This is a genomic window from Georgenia sp. Z2081, assembly GCF_055326445.1.
This window is the reverse complement of sequence record NZ_JBUZNK010000010.1, coordinates 1-21772: the sequence shown is the minus strand read 5'-3', so window position 1 is coordinate 21772 and position 21772 is coordinate 1. Positions and strand designations below refer to the sequence as shown.

The window sequence follows — 21772 nt, the reverse complement described above, 5'->3', positions numbered from 1 at the left end:
CCCGCGACCGACAGGGTCGCCGGCCGTCGGGCGGGCCGGGCCTGCCTGGGTCCAACTACCCAGGTCACGGGCCTGCAGGACCGTCCCGGGCGCTCGTAGCGTCGAGGGTGCACGACGGGGAGGGCTTCGGATCTCCCCCACCGTCCGGTCGGCACCGACGAGGGTCGACCGGGTCCGCGACGGGCCTGCCACCGGCCCCGAGAGGAGGACGACATGTCCACCATCCGCCGATACGCAGCATCCACGACCGCGGTCCTGCTCCTGGCAGGCGGAGCGGTCGCCTGCAGCTCCGACGACGAGGCGTCGCCCCAGGGTGACGGCGACGCCAACATCGAGCCGCCGGCCACCGACGGCGAGCAGGACGGCGGGGCCGAGGCTCCGAGCGACGACCGGCCCCCGGCCGACGAGGATCCCGCCACCGTGCCGTCCGACGACGGCAGCGTCGACGACTCCGTCGTACCGGGTGACGAGGAGCCTGGCGCTGAGGACCCCGGCGCCGGGGAGCCTCCCGTCGAGGACCCGGGCGCAGAGGATCCGGCTGCCGAGGACCCGAACGCCTCGGTCCCCCCGCGCGCCGAGGCCGGCTTCGTGTCGTTCGAGCTGCCCGAGAACGCCGTGGAGGATCGCCAGGAGCCCGGACTGTGGCAGTGGTCCCTCCCGGCCACGCCGGAGTCCGACCCTCAGCCGGCCGAGCTGCTCGTCGTCCAGGGCCCGGAGAACCACCAGATGACCGGCACCTTCGACGAGGAGATCGCGGCCTTCGAGCAGATGATGGTCGAGGGCCTCCCGGAGGACGTGAACTGGGAGGACGGCGAGGTCGATGCGGCCGAGGGTCTGCGCGTCTACCGCTTCGAGACGCTCGGCCTGGAGCCGGGCGAGGTCCACTGGATCGTGGAGAACGCCTCGACCGGCGAGCTCATGCAGCTCACCGTCACCGTGAACGGAGACAGCACCGAGATGGTCGACGCGATCGACGCGACGCTGCAGCCGTCCGCCAGCTAACCCGCGTGGCCGGCCGACCCGGGCGGCCGGCTGACCCGCGTGGCCAGCTGAGCCGCACCGCCAACCCCGACCGCGTACCACGGCCCCCGAGCGCTCCGGCGCCGGGGGCCGTAGCGTCGTGCCCATGAGCACCGAGTTCACGCACGAGCCCGCCAGGAGCCGCTACGTCGCCACGGTCGACGGTGTCGAGGCCGGCGAGGCCACCTACGTCCTCGAGGGCGACATGCACGTCTTCGACCACACGTTCACCGATCCGAAGCAGCGCGGGCAGGGGCTCGCGGGCCGGCTCGTCGAGTTCGCGCTGACCGACGTGCGCGAGCGCGGCGGGATGGTCCGGCCGGTGTGCCCGTTCGTCGTCGACTACATGGACGCCCACCCGGAGTTCGCCGACATCCGCGCCTGACGGCTGCGGGGCCGGTCGACGGGTCCGGCTCGCCGACCCACTCCGCCGAGCTGGACCGAAGCCGCCCGACCAGGACCTCAGCACGGTCCACCTCGGCACTCGAAGGTCCAGCTCGCGGACCCGCGCGACCACACGCTGCGCCCTGCCGACGACGCGTCGGGGGGGGCGCGACTGCGCAGTCGCGGCAGGGGCTTGTGCCGTCGGTCCGGTCCGGCCAGGATCGTCGCAGGCGCACGGACGCGCCGACGCAGGGGGACCTGGACCTGGAAGGCCGCGCCGATGTCAGCTCCCGCTCACCGACGCCCGCCGCTCGACCGTGCCGACGACCCCCGCGCGGCCGACACCAGGCCCACCGACACCGGGCCCGAGAGAACCAGGCCCACCAGTACCGGGCCCGACGGCAGCCAACCCGCGGCCGGTCCGATCGAGACCTCCCCCGCCCGCCCCGCGGCGGGCGCCGCGCTCATCGCGCTCCTCCTGGCTCTCACCGCCTGCGGAGGCTCCGACGACGAGGGGACGACCGAGCACGAGGTCCACGTCGAGGTCGACGACGCCGCGGACGGGACGCCCGAGCTCGCCCCCGTCGAGTCCGGCTCGGACGACGCCGTGGAGGTCGACGCCGACCAGACCGGCGCCGAGACCCTGTCCGACGGCGCCGCGGGCGGGGGTTACGGCGTCGTCGGGGAAGAGGTCGGGGAGGAGGCCCAGGAGGCGGGCCCGACCATCCGCGACGTCGACCTGTCGACCCTCCCGTGGCGGCAGGCGCTCACGGGGGAATCCGTCGTCCCCGTCGAGGGCGACGAGTACGGGCGGATCTACACGGTGGGCGAGCAGATCGAGTTCGCGGACGTCGACAGGGACGGCCACGAGGACGCCCTCGCCGTGCTCGAGGTGGTCGACGGTAACGCCGTGGAGGAGACCTGGTACATCTGGACGTGGGACCCGGAGGCCGAGGCTGCCGTGCAGGTCGAGAGCCCGGTGGCGCGGACCGCCCGCTGCGGGGACACCGTGCACGAGGTCGCCGCGGTCGACGGGGCGTTCGCCGTGACCGAGGCGCTGCGCTACCAGGACGACACCTCCGGCGACTGCGCGACCGACGGCCCGATCGTGCACACCCGCCACGTCACGTTGGAGTCCGGGTGGCCCGTGCTCACCGGCGGCCTGAGCGGTGAGGGCGGGATCTGCCCGCAGTTCCAGTACGCCACCGACGACATGTGGCCGGTCGGCGACGTCGAGCTGCACGCCGCACCGGTCGACGGCAGCGCGCCGCTCGGCGAGCCACGGCCGGACTGGTGGCTCGAGGTCGACGTCTCCCGGCACGACTTCCTGTGGCGGCCGAACTGGATCCTCGTGCACCAGGTCTACGACGCGCAGCCCGAGGCGCTCGCGAGCTCCAACGGCTACCGGCCCTGCGCGTGGGCGTACCTCGCGGACGATCAGCGCCCGCTCCCCCACGGCCCCTACGTCGACGACCTGTGACGCGGTGCGGCGGTGAGCCGCCCTCACCCCAGCAGGTCGATGATCGCCGCCACCGCGCGCCGCCCCGCCCGGGTCGCCCCCACCGTCGAGGCGCCCGCGCCGTACCCCACGAGGTGCAGGCGCGGCTCGTCGACGACCTCCGTCCCGCGCACGAGCACCCCACCGTCGCGGGTGCGGATCCGCATGGGCTTGAGGTGCCGCAGCTCGTGCCGGAACCCGGTGGCCCAGAGGATCGTGTCGACCGGCGTGAGCGTGCCGTCGGCCTCCCGCACAGAGTGCTCGGTCATCTCCGTGAACATGGGACGCCGGGCGAGGACGCCGGCGTCCATGGCGCGTCTCGTGGCCGGCCCGAGGAACAGCCCGGTCTCGGCGACCACCGGCAGCGGCCGCAGCCCCTGCTCGACCCGTGCGGTCACCCGTTCCTCGACGCCGCGCCCGGCCTCGTGGTCGAACCGTCCGGTCGACCACCGCGGCGGTGTGCGGGTGTACCAGAGCGCCTCCGCCGCGTGCGAGAGCTCGAGCACGTGCCCTACGCCGGAGATCCCGCCGCCGACGACCGCCACGCGATCACCCTCGTGCTCCTCCGGGCCGGCGTAGTCGTGGGTGTGGAGCTGCCGGCCGCGGAACCGGTCGACGCCCGGGACGGTCGGCCAGAACGGTCGGGACCACGTGCCGGTCGCGGAGACGACGGCGCGCGCCGCCCAGCTCCCCTGGTCGGTGTGGACGAGGAGCCGACCGCGCGGGTCGTCGTCGGCGCGCTCGACGGCCATGACCACGACCGGCCGCAGCACCGGCAGGTCGAACATGTCCTCGTACGTCGTGAAGTACCTCGGCAGCGCGGTGGACGCGGGCTCGACCGGGTCCGGCTCCGGGAACCCCGCGCCGGGCAGGTCGTGGATCCCGTTGACCGTCGCCATCGTCAGCGTGTGCCACCTGTGCCGCCAGGCGCCGCCGGGCCCGTCCTCGGCGTCGAGCACGACGAAGTCCGGCACGTGCCCGCGGTGCCGCGTCGCCCCGGTCTGCTCCACCGGGTCGCCCGCGTACCCGACGAGTCCGCGCCGCTGCAGCCGGTATGCGGTGGCGAGTCCGGCCTGGCCGGCTCCGACGACGACGACATCCACCTCACGTGCGCCCGCGCCCCGGTCCACGGGGGCGTCGCCGGCCCGAGCGGCGGTCGAGTCCCCGGGCAGGCGGCGGGGGCGCACGGTGAGCCGTTCGCCGTCGGGGTCACCGCTGGGCGAGAGCACCGGGACCCACCCGGTCGGGCCCGGCACCGGTCGTCGGGTCTCGACGTACTCGCCCCAGGGCTCGCCGCCGTCGTCGCGCAGCTCGGCGTCGGTGTCGGTATCGATGTCGTCGTGCCCGGCAGCCTCTCGGGTCCGTCGGGGCGACGCACGGCGGTCGGGGCCGGTCGCCGCGCTGTCCATGCCGCGACGGTACCCGGCCGGACCCGGGCCCACCTGGTCACTCACGCTCGCCCCCGGCCACCACGTGCGGCCCGCCACGGTACCCACAGGCGGCCGTGCCACGTGGTGATCCACACGCCGTCGGCCGGGTGCGGGACCCCCGACGCCGCGGGAACGTACCGTGGCCCGGTGACCATGGACGACTCGCCGGAGCGCGACGGCGCACGCCGGCACGGGCGCCCCTCCGACGACGGTCCGCGGCCCTTCGAGCCCGTCCGTCTCGGGCGCTCCCCGCTGCACCGGATCCCCACGGTGTCGGTGCTGGCGTTCGCGGTCCTCATCGTCATCGTCGCGTCCACCACCCGCGGTCCCGTCCGGTGGCTCATGCTCGCCGTGGTCCTCGTGGCCGCCCTCAGCGCGTGGCGCTCCGCCCGCATCCGCGCCCGCTCGAGCAGGGACGACGCCGCCGACGTCAGAACCACCGACGCCGACGGCAACGCCGACCCCGGCACCGACACCGGCCCCTGCCCCGGCCGCGACGGGAACCGGGCGTAGCACCGTGGACGGACCCGGCGCGCTGCGCCTTGCACGATCCCTCGTGGCCGAGCACGGGCTGCGCGGGTGGACGGTCGCGCTCGACCGGGCCGTCCGTCGCGCCGGCGCGACGCACTTCCACGACCGCCGCATCACCGTGTCCCGCCACCTCGTCGAGCTCTACACGGAGGACGAGGTGCGCGACGTCGTCCTGCACGAGATCGCCCACGCCCTGGTCGGACCGCGGGTCGGTCACGGCCCGCGGTGGCGTGCCGCCGTCGTGCGCATCGGGGGCTCCCCCCGCCGCACGACCGCTCCCGACAGCCCGAGCGTCCCCGCCCCGTGGTCCGGGCGCTGCCCGGCCGGCCACCTCCACCAGCGCTACCAGCGCCCGCGCGCGACCTACCTGTGCCGCCGGTGCCCGCCCGCCCTGCGCCGGAGCGCCGTCATCGAGTGGACCCACGTCCGGGGTGCGGCATGAGGCGAGAGGCACCGACCGGCACGCCACCGCCGCCGGGCGCCGCGGTACCCGGCACCCCGGCGGGTCCCGGCGACACGCCACCGCCCTCCGGACCACCCCGCGGTTCCGGTCGCGAGGGCGTCCCGGCGTCGGCCCGCGCCCGCCGACGCCGCGAGACCGCCGCGGCCTACGCGCTGCTCGCACCCTCGCTCGTCGGGCTGATCCTCTTCCTCGGGCTGCCGGTGCTCCTCGTGCTCGGCATGAGCCTCACGCACTACGACCTGCTCGGGGATCCGACCTGGGCGGGCCTGACGAACTACACCGACCTCGCCGGCGACCGCCAGTTCCGCGGCGCCCTGCTCGTCACCGCCGGGTACGTGCTCATGGCGATCCCGCTGACGGTCGGCGCCGGGCTCCTCCTCGCCGTCCTGCTCAACCGCCACCTGCCCGGCTCCGGGATCCTGCGCGTGATCTACGTGCTCCCGTGGGTGTGCTCGCCGCTCGCGCTGGGCGTCGTCTGGCAGTGGATGCTCGCCCCCAGCAACGGGGCGATCAACGCAATCCTCGGCCAGCGCGTCGAGTGGATGAGCGACCCCACGCTCGCGCTGCCCGCCGTCGCGCTCGTGTCCGCATGGTCCTCGATCGGCTACGTCTCGCTGTTCTTCCTCGCGGGCCTCCAGCAGATCCCGCCGAGCATCTACGAGGCGGCCCGGCTCGACGGCGCCGGCCCCTTCCGGATGCTCACCTCGATGACGATCCCGCTGCTGCGACCGACGATGTTCTTCGTCCTCGTCACCACCGTCATCTCCAGCTTCCAGGTCTACGACCTCGTGTACGGGCTCACGGGCGGCAGCCCCGGCTACCCGTCGGGCAGCACCGACGTCATCGCCGCCCGGATCTACCAGGAGGCGTTCGTCGCTCTCGACCTCGGCAGCGCGTCGGCGATGGCGGTCGTGCTGTTCGTCGTCCTCGTCGCGATCACGCTCGTCCAGCAGCGGTACTTCGCGTCCCGCACGACCTACGACATGTCATGAGCACCAACCAGCCGGACACCCAGCTCTCGGCGGCGGGCCCACCACCGCCGCCGACGGACGCCCCCGACGACGACGCACCCCGCCTCCGCAGGCGCCGCCGCCCGGTGTCGGTCGGCCGCGGGTCCGCCCACGCGCTGACCTACCTGCTGCTCCTGGCGGGCGCGGTGGTCACGCTCGCCCCGCTCCTGCTGCCGGTGATGACCGCGCTGAAGACGAACCGCCAGTTCGCCACCGAGAGCCCGCTCGCCCTGCCCGACCCCCTGACGCTGGAGAACTTCCGCGCCCTGTTCGGCGACGGCGCGAACTTCTGGGTACCGATCGCGGTGACGGTGCAGATGGTGGCGGTCCTCGTCGCCGGCCAGCTCGTGGCCTCGATCCTGGCCGCGTACGCGTTCGCCACGCTGGAGTTCCGGGGGCGCGAGACGCTCTTCTGGTGCTACCTGGCCACGCTCATGGTGCCGGCGGTCGTGACGATCATCCCGCTCTACACGATGATGACGCTCGCCGACCTCAAGAACACGTTCGCCGGGCTCGTCGTCCCGTTCGTGCTCGGCTCGCCCTACGCCGTCTTCCTGCTGCGGCAGAACTTCCGCTCCATGCCGCGCGAGCTCCTCGACGCCGCCACCCTGGACGGCGCAGGCGTGCTCCGGCGGCTGTGGTCGGTGGTGCTGCCGATGAACCGGCCGATCGTCGTCACGCTGCTGCTCATCACCGTGGTCACCCAGTGGAACAGCTTCCTGTGGCCCTCGATCATCGCACCGCGCCCGGAGTGGCACGTGCTCACCACCGCGACGTCGGCGATGCAGACCCAGTACGACGACCGCGTCGTGCTCGTCATGGCCGCCGCGGTCGTGGCCATGTCCCCGCTCATCGTCCTGTTCCTCATCTTCCAGCGGCACATCACGCGCGCGATCGGCGTGGGCGCGAGCCGCTGAGGTCGCGTCCCGTCGAGCACTCGCGCCCACCTGCGCCAGCTCTCGCCCGCCTCCGCCCACTCCTGCCGACCTGGACCCTGCGCCGTCGAACCTGACCTCAGCAAGGTCCAGCTCGGCGGACACAGGTCCAGCTCGGCGCGGAGCGCACACGGCAAGGTCCAGCTCGATGCGCACGGCGCGCGGCATGGGCCGGCCCGCTGTCCGGCCACCGGATGACCGAACGCCGAGCACGCGACTCATGTAATCTTCAACTTTCCGCGCCCGGAGACCCGATGGAGGATCCGATGATCCGTGCTCGCCGCCCGCTGACCACCGCCGCACTGCTCGCGGCGACGGCCCTGACCCTGGCGGCGTGCTCCCCCGCGGCCGACGACCCGGGCGGCGAGTCCGGGACCGACGGTGACGGCACGACCGTCACGTTCCGCCTGTGGGACGAGGTCGCCGCCGAGGCGTACGAGACCTCCTTCGAGGAGTTCACCGCGCAGCACCCCGACATCACGGTCGAGGTCGAGGTCATCCCGTGGGGCGACTACTGGACCCAGCTCCCGCTCGACGTCCAGTCCGGCGACATGGCGGACATCTTCTGGACGAACACCTCCAACTTCGGCACCTACGCCGACAACGGGACACTGCTCGACATCGACGAGACCCTCGGCGAGGACCACGACGAGTGGGAGCAGTCCGTCGTCGACCTCTACACGCGGGACGGCGTCAACTACGGGGTGCCACAGCTGTGGGACTCGATCGCCCTGTTCTACAACGCGGACCTCGTCGAGGAGGCGGGCATCGACGTCGCCGACCTCCAGTGGCGTCCGGACGCCGCCGACGGTGACACCCTCCTCGAGGCCGCCACCGCCCTGACCACCGACGCCGAGGGCCGCCACCCCGGGGACGACGGCTTCGACGCCGACGCCCGCGAGACGTACGGCTTCAACAGCCAGGCCGACCTGCAGGCGATCTACGTCGACTTCCTCGCGCAGAACGGCGCGCAGTTCCAGGACCCCGAGACCGACGGCTTCGCGTTCGACTCCCCCGAGGGCGTCGAGGCGTTCCAGTACCTCGTGGACCTCGTCAACACGCACCAGGTGGCGCCGTCGGCGGCCGACACCAACGTCAACGGCGACTTCTCACGCGACCTGTTCGTCCAGGGCGACCTCGGCCTGTTCCAGTCCGGCCCGTACTCGCTCCCGCACGTCGCGGAGAACGCGGAGTTCGAGTGGGGCCTCGCGCCCATGGTCGCCGGACCCGAGGGGCGCATCGGCGTGGTGCACGGCGTCGCCGCGGTCGGCAACGCGGAGTCCGAGAACCTCGAGGCGACCACCGAGGTGCTGCGCTGGATCGGCTCGGCCGAGGGGCAGGCGCCGCTCGGTGAGACCGGCGCGGCGTTCCCCGGCGCCGTCGACGCCCAGCAGTCCTACATCGACTACTGGTCCGAGCAGGGGGTGGACGTTTCGGTCTTCGTCGACGCCGCCCAGGAGCCGACCGCGCCGTCCCCGGTCGGGGCGCAGATCAACGCCGGCGCCAATGTCATCACGCCGATCTTCCAGGACATGTTCCTCGGTGCCATCCCGGTCGAGGAGGCGCTCGCCCAGGCGCAGGAGGACGGCAACGCGGAGATGGGCATCGAGTAGCCCGTCGGCGCGGCCACCACAGCTCCACTCGCCGGCCCCCCGCCACCCACCACCTGGTGAAAACGCTCCTTCACGCAGTGGTGCGCTCGCTCGTAGCGTGACCCGCACCTCGCCGCGACGACGCGGCATCACTGCGAGGAGGGGCCATGGGCGTCGCACCGTCGGGCGGAGCGCGCAGCGCCGAGCGCGTGCTCGCTCTCTACGAGCACCTGTGCCGCTCCTCGCGCGCCACCGTCTCGGGCGCGGCGTCGGCCTGCGACCTGCCCGTCTCCACCGCGCTGCGCCACCTGCGCACGCTGGAGTCGACCGGGCTCGCGTACCGATCCGCCGACGGGCTGTGGGCACCGGGCGCGAAGGCCATCGAGCTCGCTGCCCGCGTCCTGTCCGGCGATCCGCTCGTCGCGCTCGCGCGTCCCACGATGGAGCGCCTCGGTGAGCAGGTCGGCGAGTCCGTCTACCTCGCGGTCCGCGGCAGGTCCGGCACCGCTCAGTACCTCGACGCCGTCCGCGGCCCGCACCTGCTCCAGTACTCGGGCTGGGTGGGGCAGACGATCCCGCTGGCCACGAGCGCCGCGGGCCGTGCGCTCACCGGCCGCGGCCTGACCGGCGGATACGCGGTCGTCGACGCCGGCGTGGAGGGCGACGTCACCGCGATCGCCGCTCCCGTGCGCGCCGGCGGCCGGTCCATCGCGTCGATGAGCATCGTCGCGCCCAGCGCACGCCTCGACGACGCAGCGGTCCGCCGTGCCGGCCGGCAGCTCGTCAGCGCCACCGGCGAGCTCTCCGCCACCCTGTCCTCCGGCCGGGCCCCCGGGCCCGCCTCCCAGACCCCCGGGCCCGACGACGCAACCCCCGCGCCTCCCTCCGCGCCCCCCGGTCCGGACGCCTGACCGGCGCACCTCCACCGACAACCAGCTCGCCCACCGCACCCCCGCCCCATCGACCAGCAAAGGACCCATCACATGCGCACCACAGCAGCCTCCCGCCGGCACATCGGCGTCGCCGGCGTCGCCTCGCTCGCTCTCCTCCTGTCGGCCTGCGGCTCGTCGGACGACCCGGACGACACCGGCGGCGAGTCCGGATCGAACGGGTCCGGCGGTGCCGACGGCGGCTCCGAAGGCGAGCTCGACCAGATCACCGTCGGCATGATCCCGATCGCCGACGTGGTCCCCCTCAACATGGCCGTCGAGGAGGGCATCTTCGAGGAGCACGGCCTCGACGTCGAGCTCGTCGCCGCCCAGGGCGGCGCGGCCATCATCCCGGCCGTCATCTCCGGCGAGTTCCAGTTCGGCTACTCCAACGTGGCGTCGCTGCTCATCGCGCACGACACCGGGATCGGCATCGAGGTCGTGTCCAACGGCTCGACGTCGACGAACGAGCCCGGCAACGACGTCACCGAGGTGGCGTCGCTGGACGAGTCGCTGCAGTCGATCGAGGACCTCGAGGGCAGCACCGTCGCCGTCAACGCGCTCAACAACTTCGCCGACATCACGATCCGCGCCTCGATGGAGGCGGCGGGAGCCGATCCCGACACGGTGGAGTTCGTCGAGCTGCCCTACCCGAGCATGCCGGCGGCCCTGGAGGCCGGCGACGTCGACGCCGCGTGGACCACGGAACCGTTCCGCACGGAGATCCTCCAGAACGGCGGCCACATCGTCGCCAGCCCGATGACCGACATGTCCGAGAACTTCGACTCGGCGTTCTACTTCGCCTCCACCGAGCTCGCCGCGGAGGACCCAGACCTGGTCGAGCGGTTCGTCGCCGCGATGCACGAGGCGTTCGAGCTGGCGATGGAGGACGAGGACGCCACCCGTGACGCCATCGTCGAGTTCACCGGCATGGACCCGGACGTCGCGGCGGAGATCGCCATGCCGCAGTTCCTGCCGGAGATCAACAGGGACGGCGTCGAGGCGCTCGCCGAGGCCGCCGTGAGCTACGGCGCGATGTCCGACACGCCCGACTGGGACGCCTTCTACGGCAGCTCCCGCTGACGGACAGGCCGACGCACCCCGGTCCGCATCGCCCGCACCCGCACCTCGGCCCCCGCCCCACCACCGAAGGAGATCCCATGACGTCCGTGGCCCGCCTGCTCGGCGACATCGCCGAGATCGGTCGTGACCCGTCCCGCGGCGGCTACTCGCGACCGGTCTACTCCACCGCGGAGCGCGACCTGCGGTCATGGTTCGTCGGCGAGGCGAGTGCGCGCGGGCTCGACGTGAGCACGGACCGCAACGGGATCATCTGGGCGTGGTGGGGCGAGCCGCGGGACGGGGCGATCGTCACCGGGTCCCACCTCGACTCGGTCCCCGGAGGGGGAGCGTTCGACGGGCCGCTCGGCGTCGCCTCGGCGCTCGCGGCGATCGACGAGCTGCGACGACGCGGTCACACCCCGGGCCGGGGCCTCGCCGTCGCCGTGTTTCCCGAGGAAGAAGGCTCCCGTTTCGGCGTGGCCTGCCTCGGCTCGCGGCTCCTCACCGGGGCGATCGAGCCGGACCGGGCGCGCGGACTCACCGACGCCGACGGGATCTCCTTCGCCGAGGCGAGCGCCGCCGCCGGCATCGACCCGGACCACCTGGGTCCCGACCCGGAGGCGCTGGCCCGGATCGGCACGTTCGTCGAGCTGCACGTCGAGCAGGGCCGCGGGCTGGGCGACGACCCGCTCGGACCTGCGATCGCGGTCGCGACGTCGATCCTCGGGCACGGCCGCTGGCGGCTGTCGATCGCCGGCCAGGGCAACCACGCGGGCACCACGCTCATGGCCGACCGGCACGACCCCATGGTCGCCGCGGCGCGCGTCGTGCTCGCCGCCCGCGAGGCAGCCGCCGCACGCCCTGACGCCCGCGCCACGATCGGTCGCGTCGTCCCGGTACCCGGCGGCACGAACGTCATCGCGTCGCGCGTCGACATGTGGCTCGACGTGCGGCACCCCGACGACGCCATCACCGCCGAGGTCGTCGCCGCGATCTCAGCGGCCGCGCACGCCGCGGCGGCCGAGGAGGGGTGCACCGTCGACGTCGTCGAGGAGTCCCTCAGCGCGACGGTCGACCTGGACCCCGCCCTGGGGCGCGAGCTGGCGGGGCTCCTGCCGGGCGCGGCACGGCTCGCGACCGGCGCGGGTCACGACGCGGGCGTGCTGGCCGCGCACGTCCCGTCCGGGATGCTGTTCGTGCGCAATCCGTCCGGGATCTCGCACGCTCCGCAGGAGCACGCCTCCGACGACGACGCCGAGCGCGGCGGCCTGGCCCTCGCCGACGTCCTGGTCGGCCTGGAGCCGGGAGCGTGACCGTCCCCGCCCCCGGCGAGGCTTCCGTCGTCGCCCCCGGCCTCGTCCGCCTGCCCGGTCCCGTCAACGCCCACAGCCACGCCTTCCACCGCGTGCTCCGCGGCCGGACGCACGCGGGATCGGGCAGCTTCTGGACCTGGCGCGAGCAGATGTACGCCGCGGCGGCCGCCCTGACCCCCACGCGCTACGAACGCCTGGCCACCGCCGTGTTCGCCGAGATGGCCGCTGCCGGCTGGACCGCGGTCGGGGAGTTCCACTATGTCCACCACGCACCGGACGGCACCCCCTACGACGACCACGCGATGGAGCGGGCCCTCGCCCGCGCCGCGCAGGCCGTCGGCATCCGACTCGTCCTCCTGGACACGCTCTACCTCGCCGGCGGCATCGGCCAGCCGCTCGCCCCGGAGCAGACGCGGTTCGGCGACGGCGACGCCCGCCGCTGGCTCGACCGGCTGGACGCCCTGCGACGAGCCCTGGCCGACGAGTCCGACGACCTGGTCACCGTCGGCGGCGCGGTGCACTCGGTGCGCGCCGTGCCCGTGGACGAGCTCGCCGTCGTCGCCGACGGGCTGGACCCCGACCTCCCGCTGCACATCCACCTGTCCGAGCAGCCCGCCGAGAACGCAGACTGTCTCGCCGCCCACGGCCTGACCCCGACCGGGCTGCTCGACTCCCTCGGCCTGCTCGGCCCGCGCCTGTCCGCCGTGCACGCCACGCACCTGAGCGACGACGACATCGCGCTCCTGGGCGGCGCGGGCTCCACGGTCGTCATGTGCCCGACGACGGAGGCCGACCTGGGTGACGGCATCGGTCCCGCCCGGGCACTGGCCGACGCCGGGGCGCACCTCGCGCTCGGTTCGGACCAGCACGCCGTCGTCGACCCCTTCCTCGAGATGCGCGCCCTCGAGCACGGCGAGCGACTCGCGTCCGTCTCCCGAGGCCGCTTCTCCCCCGCGGAGCTGCTGGCCGCCGCCACCGACGGGGGGCGCCGCAGCCTCGCACTGCCGATCGGCGCGGGCTCCCACCGGGGTCGGGAGGGCACCGGGCACCGGAACCACGACGAGGACCACGTCCTCGTCCGCACGACCACCGCCCGCACCGCGGGCTCCCTGCCCGAGCAGCTCCCCCTGACGGCGAGCGCCGCCGACGTGGCGAGCGTCGTCGTCGGGGGGCGTGAGATCGCCCGCGACGGTGCCCACACCACGCTTGGCGACCCCGGCGAGCTCCTCACGGCGTACCTGCACGACCAGGGCTGACCGCCCACCCCGACCTACCAGCCACCCACGGCTCCGCGAAAGGACCACCAGTGACCACCACCGACCGGCCGGCGTTCACCCGGCACGACCCCTCCCGGCAGGTCCGCGCCCCCCGCGGGACCGAGCTGACCGCGCGGAGCTGGCAGACCGAGGCCCCGCTGCGAATGCTGATGAACAACCTCGACCCGGAGGTCGCCGAGCGTCCCGAGGACCTCGTCGTCTACGGCGGCACCGGCCGCGCGGCCCGCTCCTGGGAGGCCTACGACGCGATCGTCGCCGCCCTGACCGACCTCGCCGACGACGAGACGCTGCTCGTCCAGTCCGGCAAGCCCGTCGGCATCTTCCGCACCAACCGGTGGGCGCCGCGCGTCCTGCTCGCCAACTCCAACCTCGTGGGCGACTGGGCGGACTGGGAGACGTTCCGCGAGCTCGAGGCCGAGGGCCTGATGATGTACGGGCAGATGACCGCGGGGTCGTGGATCTACATCGCCACCCAGGGCATCCTTCAGGGCACGTACGAGACCTTCGCGGCGGTCGCGAACAAGCGCTTCGGCGGCACCCTCACCGGCACGCTCACCCTCACCGGCGGCTGCGGCGGCATGGGCGGCGCGCAGCCCCTGTCCGTCACGCTCAACGGAGGGGCGGTGCTCATCGTCGACGTCGACACCACGCGCCTCGAGCGCCGCCGCGCGAAGCGGTACCTCGACGAGGTGGAGACCGACCTCGACGTCGCGCTCGCGAAGGTGGTCGCTGCCAAGGAGGAGCGCCGCGCCCTGTCCGTCGGCCTCGTCGGGAACGCCGCGGACGTGTTCCCCGAGATCCTCCGCCGCCATGTCGCCGGCGAGCTGACGGTCGATGTCGTCACCGACCAGACCTCGGCGCACGACCCGCTGAGCTACCTCCCGCGCGAGGTCGACGTCGAGACGTGGACCGCGGAGGCCGAGGCCGACCCTGCCGGATTCACCAAGAAGTCACGCGAGTCGATGGCCGCGCAGGTCGAGGCGATGGTGGGGTTCCAGGACGCCGGCGCCGAGGTCTTCGACTACGGCAACTCGATCCGCGACGAGGCGCGCAAGGCCGGGTACGAGCGGGCCTTCGAGTTCCCGGGCTTCGTGCCCGCCTACATCCGCCCGCTGTTCTGCGAGGGGCTCGGGCCGTTCCGGTGGGTGGCGCTGTCAGGGGACCCGGCCGACATCGCCGTGACCGACGCCGCGATCAAGGAGCTCTTCCCCGACAACGAGCACCTGCACCGCTGGATCGACGCCGCCGGCGAGTACGTGGAGTTCGAGGGGCTGCCGGCCCGGATCTGCTGGCTCGGGTACGGCGAGCGGCAGCAGGCCGGCCTGCTGTTCAACCGGCTCGTCGCCGAGGGCGCGGTGTCCGCGCCCATCGTCATCGGCCGCGACCACCTCGACTCCGGTTCGGTCGCCTCCCCCTACCGGGAGACCGAGTCCATGCTCGACGGCTCGGACGCCGTCGCCGACTGGCCGCTGCTCAACGCGCTGACGGCGACGAGCTCCGGCGCCACCTGGGTGTCCATCCACCACGGCGGCGGGGTCGGCATCGGCCGCTCGATCCACGCCGGTCAGGTCGGCGTGGCCGACGGGACCGAGCTGGCCGCGGAGAAGCTCGAGCGGCTGCTGACCAACGACCCCGGCATGGGTGTCATCCGGCACGTCGACGCGGGCTACGAGCGCGCCGCCGACGTCGCCCGGGAGCGCGGGGTCCGCATCCCCATGGCGGACCACCCGTGAGCGAGCTCATCACCGGGATCTCCGAGCTGACGACCGTCGATCCGGCGCTCGGCACGATCCGGGACGCGGCGGTCGTCGTCGAGCACGGCCGGTTCGCCTGGGTCGGGCCCGCCTCGGGTGCGCCGGCTGCGGACCGGAGCACCGACGTCGGGGGCCGAGCCGCGCTACCCGGCTGGGTCGACTCCCACACGCACCTCGTGTTCGACGGCGACCGCTCGGCGGAGTTCCAGGCCCGGATGGCCGGCGAGAGCTACGCCGCGGGCGGCATCCAGGTGACGACCGACGCCACCCGGTCCGCCGACGACGAACGCCTCGCCACGCTGGTCGCGCACCGGGTCGCCGAGGCGGTGGCCGGCGGGACCACGACGATCGAGACGAAGACCGGCTACGGCCTCACCGTCGACGACGAGGAGCGGTCGGCGCGGGTGGCCTCCGCCCTCGTGGACGAGGTCACCTTCCTCGGCGCGCACCTCGTGCCGTCGGGGTGGGCGGCCGAGGACTACGTCGACCTCGTCGTCGGCGACATGCTCGACGCCGTGGCGCCCCACGTGCGGTGGGCCGACGTCTTCTGCGAGACGGGGGCGTTCGACGCCGAGCAGTCGCGGCGCGTGCTCGAGGCCTGCCAGGAGCGAGGTCTCGGCCTGCGTGTCCACGGCAACCAGCTCGGCCACGGCCCCGGCGTGCAGCTCGCGGTCGAGCTCGGGGCGGCGAGCGTCGACCACTGCGCCTTCCTCGACGACGACGACCTCGAGGCGCTCGGCTCCTCGGACACCGTGGCGACCGTGCTGCCCGCCTGCGACCTGTCCACCCGCATGCCGCTGGCACCGGCGCGCGAGATCCTCGACGCCGGAGCCACGCTGGCCATCGCCTCGAACTGCAACCCGGGGACGAGCTACACCTCGTCGATGGCGTTCTGCGTGAGCACCGCCGTGCTGCAGATGGGGCTGTCCATCGAGGAGGCGGTGCGGGCGGCGACGTGGGGCGGAGCGCGGGCGCTGCGCCGCGAGACCGGCGAGGGGCCGGACGGGATCGGCCCGGTCGGCTCGATCGCCGTCGGGCACCGTGCCGACCTGCACGTCCTCACCCACCCGGCGGCGATCCACCTGGCCTACCGCCCCGGCATGCCCGCGACGCACGCGGTCTGGCGGGCAGGGGTCCGGACGGGCTGAGCGGTCCGCGCGAGCTGAGCGGTCCGGCGCAGCCCTCGGGCGCCGGTGCGGCACGGGTCCTGCTCCTGTGCCGTTCCAGCACCGCCTCAGGGCACCTCCTAGCATGGCCGACATGCTCTTCGCCTTCTCCGTGGCTCCCACGGTGTCCGACGCCCCGGACGGCTCCGTCGGCGAGGCCGTGGCACGCGCCGTCGGCATCGTCCGCGACTCGGGTCTGCCCAACGAGACCAGTGCCATGTTCACAAGGATCGTCGATCTAGGACATGGGTCTTTCATCAGGCCCGCAGGAATCTGAGGAGGGAACCGCCATGTTGCTTGCATTCTCCGTTGCCCCGTCCGGAACTGGCCGCGAAGATGGATCAGTCCACGATGCTGTCGCTGCCGCAGTGAAGGTCGTCCGCGACTCCGGTTTGCCCAATAGGACGTCGAGCATGTTCACCGAGGTTGAAGGTACCTGGGACGAGGTCTTCGGCGTGCTGAAGCGTGCTACAGAAGCCGTTGAGCCATTCGGCTCGCGGGTCTCTCTCGTCATCAAGGCTGACATTCGTCCGGGCTACGAGGGCGAGCTGGACGCCAAGGTCGAACGGCTCGAACAGGCGATCTCGGAGTCGGATGAGTAGTAACCGCGCCCGCAGCCGTCCGAGACGGTGATCCTCAACTGGACGTGCTCTCGATGCGATGGGCCTCCTCGTCCCTCATGACGAGGAGGCCCCCGCCTTTCCGGCTCTTCAGAGCTGAGTGTGGGGTGAGGCATCCAGGCCTCCAGCGATGAGCAGCATGCGGAGTCGATGGTGCTCGAAGTTGCGGAACCCGCGGGCGATGCGGCGGCCAAGTTCGATGATCCCGTTGATGGTCTCGGTGCCACCGTTGCTGGCACCACCGGTATCGAAGTACGCCAAGATCGTCTTCTGCCACTTCCGCAGCGTCCTGCCCAGCCGGGCGATCTCCGGGATCGGGCACGTCGGCAAGGCCTCGATCACCCGGGCGGCGAGCCGCTTCCCCCGGGCGAGAGAGTCTCGGAGGAACATGTCACGCACGTCTTGGGCGCGTTGGTAGGCGACCTCGACACTGATGTGATCCTCGTGCGCGACGAACGCCAACTGCAGACGGGCCGGCTGTCTCTCGGTGGGGCGTTCCCGTCTGGCCCGCAGCAGGTTGCGGATGCCGGAGAGCGGATCACCCTCCCGACCCCGATGTCCGGGTGTCTGCTGCTGGATACGCCGACGGACGTCATCGACAGCACTGGTGGCGTATGGGTTCGCCGATATGGGCGGCTGGGTCGGAGGTCAAGCTGAGTACCTGCGGGTGCCCTGGGGTGATTTCCAGCGCCTGCGGCTCCCCGAGGATGCCCGTGAGAAGTAGAACGACTACGTGATGCTCTCCGATGTCTTCCCCACAGGTTGGCACGCCGTGGAGATGTCAGGCCTCACGCCCGGAGAGAGCGTCCTCATCTATGGAGCCGGCCCGGTGGGGCTGATGGCGGCTCTCTCGGCGACCGTCAAGGGAGCCCGGAAGGTGATGGTCGTTGATCGTCATCCTGATCGGCTGCGCCTGGCCGAACAGATCGGGGCCACCGAGATCGATGACTCCAAGGGTGACCCTGTCGTACAGGTGATGGAGCACACCAAGGGTGTGGGGGCTGACCGAGGGGCTGAGTGTGTCGGCTACCGGGCCCACGATGTCCAGGGCAATGAGGATAACGCGGCGACCTTGAATGCCCTGGTCTCCTCCGTGCGGTTCACAGGAGGAATCGGCACCGTCGGGGTGTTTATCCCGGAGGCTCCAGGAGCCCCAGATGAGCTTGCTCAGGAGGGGAAAGCGCGGTTCGACTTCGGCAATTTCTGGTTCAAAGGCCAGCAGATGGGATGTGGACAGGCCCCGGTCAAGCGTTATAACCGGCACCTTCGCGATCTCATCGCCGCCGATAAGGTCACGCCCTCGTGGATCGTGTCCCACAATCTCCCGCCCCGGACTTCTACGCACACTTCGACGCCCGCGAGGACGGGTGGACCTAAGTGGTGCTCAACCCCACCTCCTCCTATAGACTGACGCGGGACGTGGAAGCTTGAGTGTCCACTCGAGGAGTGGGACAGCAAGAGAACTTCAAGGCCGCCGGTCGACGTGTGCTCTCGCCTGACATGAACCGGGGTCGCTTCCCTGGTGCCTGAAATCAGCTGAAGCACTCTGGGGTGAGGAATCGAGACTCTGAGAAGCCGGTAGGAGCACGCGAACTGACAACGCAGAAGGAGTCGACTTTTGATGACTCACAAGAGTGAACCCATCGGGGCGACGCAAAGCCCGACGGGGGAGATAGTGGTCGGGGTGGTGGCCGATCCGGTCGCCACCACCCTGACAGTCGCGAAGCATCTCGAACGGGAACTGCCTGGCCTACTCGCCGAGCAGCTCTCTGACGGTCACTGGAGAGTGGAGGTGCACCGAGAGAGGTTGCCTCCCAGTGACGAGAAGCGGTTCGAGATGATGGACCTGGCAGTCGAGCGTAAGCGGGAACATGGCTGGGACCTCGCGGTATGCGTGACCGACCTCCCACTGATGATCGACCGGCGCCCCGTCGTCGCTGACGCCGACCACAGTCGGAACGTGGCGGTGGTTTCACTGCCGGCCTTCGGGGCCATGAGCCTACGAAGGCGAGTTTCAGAGGTGGTGACACAGCTCATTGGGGACATGCGCGGCGGGACCACTCCGAAGGACGGGTCCCAGGCGCATCGGCGGTCACGGGTCCCGGCTCTGGGCGGCGCCTTCGAGCGGACGACCCCAGACCAAGACGGGGTCGACGTCCGTATCTTCGCGAACCGCGGGCGTCTGCGGCTGCTCGTGGGAATGGTCCGGGATAATCGTCCGTGGCGGCTGGTCTCCGGTCTCCGAGGGGCGTTGGTGGGAGCGTTCGCGTTCAGCGCGTTCTATCTGTTGAACACCACGCTGTGGGAACTCGCACTCACCATGGCAGCGTGGCAGCTGGTCGCCGTCGTCGTTGCCTCGATTACGGCGATGATCACTTGGCTCATCGTCTATCACCGCCTCTGGGAACGAGCCAAAGATCTGCCGCCGCAGGAACGTGAGCGAACGGTGCTGTTCAACGCGTCGACTGTCTTGACCCTCGCTATTGGGCTGACGTGCGGCTATGCGGGGCTGTTCGTCCTGAACCTGACTGCCGCGCTGATCGTTTTCACTCCGGAGGTGTTCAGCCAGTACGCCGGAGACGAATACGGACTGGGCGAGTATCTACTGGTGACCCTGTTCGCGACCGCCGCTGCGACGATCGCGGGTGCGATTGGGTCTGGCTTCGAAAGTGAAGAGTCGGTGCACGAGGCCGCCTATAGCTACCGGGAGCGCGCACGGCGCGAGGCGCTGCGCCGCTCACGCAGCGCAGAGAACAACGACAGCGCGGTCCACGACGCGGCGCAGAACGACGACACATCTCGTGCAGAGGACTCCGATGCAGGCCCGGACCACTGAGGAGCCAATAGGTCGTTGGCGGATGGTGGGGCTCAAGTTCTTGGCGTACGTAAGCCCTGCCCGAATGAATTCCCGCTGAGGGATCCCTCAACGAGCTACTACTTTCGTTTTTGGTACGACATAGAAGCGATCACCATAGCCATACCCGCAACGCTGATAAGGGACTGCCGCACGGATAGGCGACAGTTGGGGTGTCAGGCCGCGAGGGCGGCCGGGTTCATGATGGTTTCGTATTCGATGGGGGTCAATCGGCTCAGGCGGGCCTGTCGGCGGCGTCGGTGGTAGGTCCTCTCGATCCAGGTGATGATGGCGGTCCGGAGCTCTTCTCGGGTCCGCCAGTGCTTGCGATCCAGGAAGCTTTCCTGGCTCTTCCCAGATGAGGGTGTAGGTCGGCCGGGCGCGTCGGTCCGCAGGTAGACGTCGAGGTCTCCCGACGATGGAGGTTCCTACGCCATCCATCCGAAAGACCTCGACGTGACCGACGCTACCCCGCCGGCCGGTTTCGGGGCTCTTCCGGATTGAGGGTGTAGACGGCCTGGCGCGGTGGTGAGCGAGGTGCCGGCGTGTCAGCGTCCAGATAGGGGTCGAGGTCTTCCGATGATGGGGGTTCTCACGCCACCCACCGGGAAGACCTCGACGTGCCTGACGCTACCTTCGCCCGCCCTGATCTGACCACGTTCGCTCGTCTGGACGAGCTCGGCTTGGAGGTCGTCGGCCAGCGCATCGAGCCTGGTCGGGCGGTCCTGGCCTGCCGGGTCGTCGAACCGGACAGCTGGTGCCGGCGGTGCGGGTGCGAGGGCGTCGCGCGGGACACCGTCACGCGCGAGCTCGCTCACGAGCCGCTGGGGTGGCGTCCCACGACGCTGGAGGTGAGGGTGCGTCGGTACCGGTGCACGGGCTGCGGGCACGTGTGGCGTCAGGACACGACCGCCGCGGCCGAGCCGCGCGCGCGGCTCTCCCGCCGCGGGTTGCGGTGGGCGCTGGAAGGGATCGTGTGCCAGCACTTGAGTGTCGCTCGTGTCGCCGAGGGGCTGGGGGTCTCGTGGAACACCGCCAACGCCGCGGTCCTGACCGAAGGACGCCGCGTCCTCATCGATGATCCGACCCGGTTCGACGGCGTCAGCGCCATCGGTGTCGACGAGCATGTCTGGCGCCACACCCGCCGCGGCGACAGGTTCGTGACCGTGATCATCGACCTCACCGCTGTTCGCGAGGGGACCGGCCCGTCCCGGCTGCTGGACATGGTCCAGGGCCGCTCGAAACACGCCTTCAAGCAGTGGCTCGCGGGCCGGCCGCAGGACTGGCGCGACGGGGTCGAGATCGTCGCGATGGACGGCTTCACCGGGTTCAAGACCGCCGCCGCCGAAGAGCTGCCCGACGCGGTCGCCATCATGGATCCTTTTCACCTGGTCCGCCTCGCTGGCGACGCGCTCGATGACTGCCGGCGCCGTGTCCAGCAGGACACCTGCGGGCACCGGGGCCGCAAGGGCGATCCGCTCTACGCCGCCCGCCGGACCCTGCACACCGGCGCCGACCTGCTCACCGAGAAGCAGTCCCAGCGCCTGGAGGGCCTGTTCGACGGCGACACCCACGTAGCGGTCGAGGCCGCCTGGGCCGTCTACCAGCGCATGATCGCCGCCTACCGCGTCCCCGACCGCGCACATGGTCGCCAGCTCATGGCCCAGCTCATCGACTCCGTCAGCTCCACCGTGCCAGCCGCCCTGACCGAGCTGCGCAAGCTGGGCAGGACCCTGAAGCGCCGCGCCGCCGACGTGCTCGCCTACTTCGACCGGCCCGGCACGTCCAACGGCCCCACCGAGGCCATGAACGGCAGGCTCGAGCACCTGCGCGGCTCGGCCCTCGGCTTCCGCAACCTGACCAACTACATCGCCCGATCACTACTCGAGACGGGCGGATTCCGACCCCAACTACACCCTCGAATGTGAAGAGCC

19 protein-coding genes and 3 pseudogenes are annotated in these 21772 nt (G+C 71.8%); 19 read left to right on the top strand and 3 right to left on the bottom strand.

Features of this window, described 5'->3' with window-relative positions; translation table 11 throughout:
• Positions 1-213: 213 nt before the first annotated feature.
• The 3 genes from ACZLKG_RS12915 (at position 214) to ACZLKG_RS12905 (ending at position 2884) form a co-directional block, all read left to right on the top strand.
• Positions 214-1002, top strand: a complete 789-nt coding sequence (locus ACZLKG_RS12915; protein ID WP_425710167.1) for an ICP22 family protein — start codon at positions 214-216, stop codon at positions 1000-1002.
• Between the two features lie 124 nt (positions 1003-1126).
• Positions 1127-1405: a GNAT family N-acetyltransferase gene (locus tag ACZLKG_RS12910; protein WP_463648960.1), complete on the top strand. Its 279-nt coding sequence runs from the start codon at positions 1127-1129 to the stop codon at positions 1403-1405.
• A 279-nt stretch (positions 1406-1684) separates the two neighbouring features.
• Entirely contained in the window at positions 1685-2884 is a 1200-nt protein-coding gene (locus ACZLKG_RS12905) for a hypothetical protein (protein ID WP_463648959.1), read from the top strand.
• 23 nt (positions 2885-2907) lie between these two features.
• Here the strand turns inward: ACZLKG_RS12905 and ACZLKG_RS12900 are convergent, their stop codons facing one another.
• Positions 2908-4311, bottom strand: coding sequence for an NAD(P)-binding domain-containing protein (locus ACZLKG_RS12900; protein ID WP_425710170.1), 1404 nt, complete (start codon positions 4309-4311; stop codon positions 2908-2910).
• Between the two features lie 168 nt (positions 4312-4479).
• Here ACZLKG_RS12900 and ACZLKG_RS12895 point away from each other — a divergent pair, with 168 nt between their 5' ends.
• The 13 genes from ACZLKG_RS12895 to ACZLKG_RS12835 all read left to right on the top strand — a co-directional run bounded on the left by ACZLKG_RS12895 (position 4480) and on the right by ACZLKG_RS12835 (position 16966).
• Complete coding sequence (locus ACZLKG_RS12895; protein ID WP_425710171.1) at positions 4480-4845, top strand: energy-coupling factor transporter transmembrane component T family protein; 366 nt, start codon at positions 4480-4482, stop codon at positions 4843-4845.
• Between the two features lie 43 nt (positions 4846-4888).
• A complete protein-coding gene (locus ACZLKG_RS12890) occupies positions 4889-5305 on the top strand; it encodes a SprT-like domain-containing protein (protein ID WP_463648956.1) in 417 nt (138 codons plus the stop codon).
• Positions 5302-6318 (top strand): carbohydrate ABC transporter permease, encoded by a 1017-nt coding sequence (locus tag ACZLKG_RS12885; protein ID WP_425710173.1) that lies wholly within the window; start codon positions 5302-5304, stop codon positions 6316-6318. The genes ACZLKG_RS12890 and ACZLKG_RS12885 overlap by 4 nt, the downstream gene beginning before the upstream one ends.
• On the top strand, positions 6315-7253 hold the full coding sequence (locus ACZLKG_RS12880) for a carbohydrate ABC transporter permease (RefSeq protein WP_463648955.1): 939 nt from the start codon (positions 6315-6317) through the stop codon (positions 7251-7253). Before ACZLKG_RS12885 ends, ACZLKG_RS12880 begins: the two co-directional genes overlap by 4 nt.
• Positions 7254-7537: 284 nt before the next feature.
• The gene (locus tag ACZLKG_RS12875) at positions 7538-8884 is read left to right on the top strand and encodes an ABC transporter substrate-binding protein (RefSeq protein ID WP_463648953.1); all 1347 of its coding nucleotides are present in this window, start codon (positions 7538-7540) and stop codon (positions 8882-8884) included.
• A gap of 146 nt (positions 8885-9030) precedes the next feature.
• Positions 9031-9774 (top strand): IclR family transcriptional regulator, encoded by a 744-nt coding sequence (locus ACZLKG_RS12870; protein WP_463648952.1) that lies wholly within the window; start codon positions 9031-9033, stop codon positions 9772-9774.
• 72 nt (positions 9775-9846) lie between these two features.
• Positions 9847-10875 (top strand): ABC transporter substrate-binding protein, encoded by a 1029-nt coding sequence (locus ACZLKG_RS12865; RefSeq protein ID WP_463648951.1) that lies wholly within the window; start codon positions 9847-9849, stop codon positions 10873-10875.
• A gap of 77 nt (positions 10876-10952) precedes the next feature.
• On the top strand, positions 10953-12167 hold the full coding sequence (locus ACZLKG_RS12860; RefSeq protein WP_425710178.1) for an allantoate amidohydrolase: 1215 nt from the start codon (positions 10953-10955) through the stop codon (positions 12165-12167).
• The gene (locus tag ACZLKG_RS12855) at positions 12164-13423 is read left to right on the top strand and encodes a formimidoylglutamate deiminase (protein WP_425710179.1); all 1260 of its coding nucleotides are present in this window, start codon (positions 12164-12166) and stop codon (positions 13421-13423) included. Before ACZLKG_RS12860 ends, ACZLKG_RS12855 begins: the two co-directional genes overlap by 4 nt.
• 50 nt (positions 13424-13473) lie before the next feature.
• Complete coding sequence (locus ACZLKG_RS12850; RefSeq protein ID WP_425710180.1) at positions 13474-15177, top strand: urocanate hydratase; 1704 nt, start codon at positions 13474-13476, stop codon at positions 15175-15177.
• The gene (hutI, locus tag ACZLKG_RS12845; protein ID WP_425710181.1) at positions 15174-16346 is read left to right on the top strand and encodes an imidazolonepropionase; all 1173 of its coding nucleotides are present in this window, start codon (positions 15174-15176) and stop codon (positions 16344-16346) included. Before ACZLKG_RS12850 ends, hutI begins: the two co-directional genes overlap by 4 nt.
• Positions 16347-16458: 112 nt before the next feature.
• Complete coding sequence (locus ACZLKG_RS12840; RefSeq protein ID WP_425710182.1) at positions 16459-16641, top strand: thiamine-binding protein; 183 nt, start codon at positions 16459-16461, stop codon at positions 16639-16641.
• Between the two features lie 13 nt (positions 16642-16654).
• Positions 16655-16966: a thiamine-binding protein gene (locus ACZLKG_RS12835; RefSeq protein WP_463648950.1), complete on the top strand. Its 312-nt coding sequence runs from the start codon at positions 16655-16657 to the stop codon at positions 16964-16966.
• A 108-nt stretch (positions 16967-17074) separates the two neighbouring features.
• Here ACZLKG_RS12835 and ACZLKG_RS12830 read toward each other — a convergent pair.
• A pseudogene (locus ACZLKG_RS12830) lies at positions 17075-17590 on the bottom strand (ISL3 family transposase); the annotation flags it as partial.
• Here ACZLKG_RS12830 and ACZLKG_RS12825 point away from each other — a divergent pair.
• Together ACZLKG_RS12825 and ACZLKG_RS12820 are read left to right on the top strand one after the other, a co-directional pair.
• A pseudogene (locus tag ACZLKG_RS12825) lies at positions 17586-18361 on the top strand (zinc-binding dehydrogenase); the annotation flags it as partial. The pseudogenes ACZLKG_RS12830 and ACZLKG_RS12825 overlap by 5 nt on opposite strands.
• 241 nt (positions 18362-18602) lie before the next feature.
• The gene (locus tag ACZLKG_RS12820; protein WP_463648949.1) at positions 18603-19820 is read left to right on the top strand and encodes a hypothetical protein; all 1218 of its coding nucleotides are present in this window, start codon (positions 18603-18605) and stop codon (positions 19818-19820) included.
• Between the two features lie 194 nt (positions 19821-20014).
• Here ACZLKG_RS12820 and ACZLKG_RS12815 read toward each other — a convergent pair.
• Positions 20015-20185: pseudogene (locus ACZLKG_RS12815) on the bottom strand (IS3 family transposase); the annotation flags it as partial.
• Between the two features lie 273 nt (positions 20186-20458).
• Between ACZLKG_RS12815 and ACZLKG_RS12810 the strand changes: the two are divergent.
• Positions 20459-21766: an ISL3 family transposase gene (locus ACZLKG_RS12810; RefSeq protein WP_463648948.1), complete on the top strand. Its 1308-nt coding sequence runs from the start codon at positions 20459-20461 to the stop codon at positions 21764-21766.
• Positions 21767-21772 lie beyond the last annotated feature (6 nt).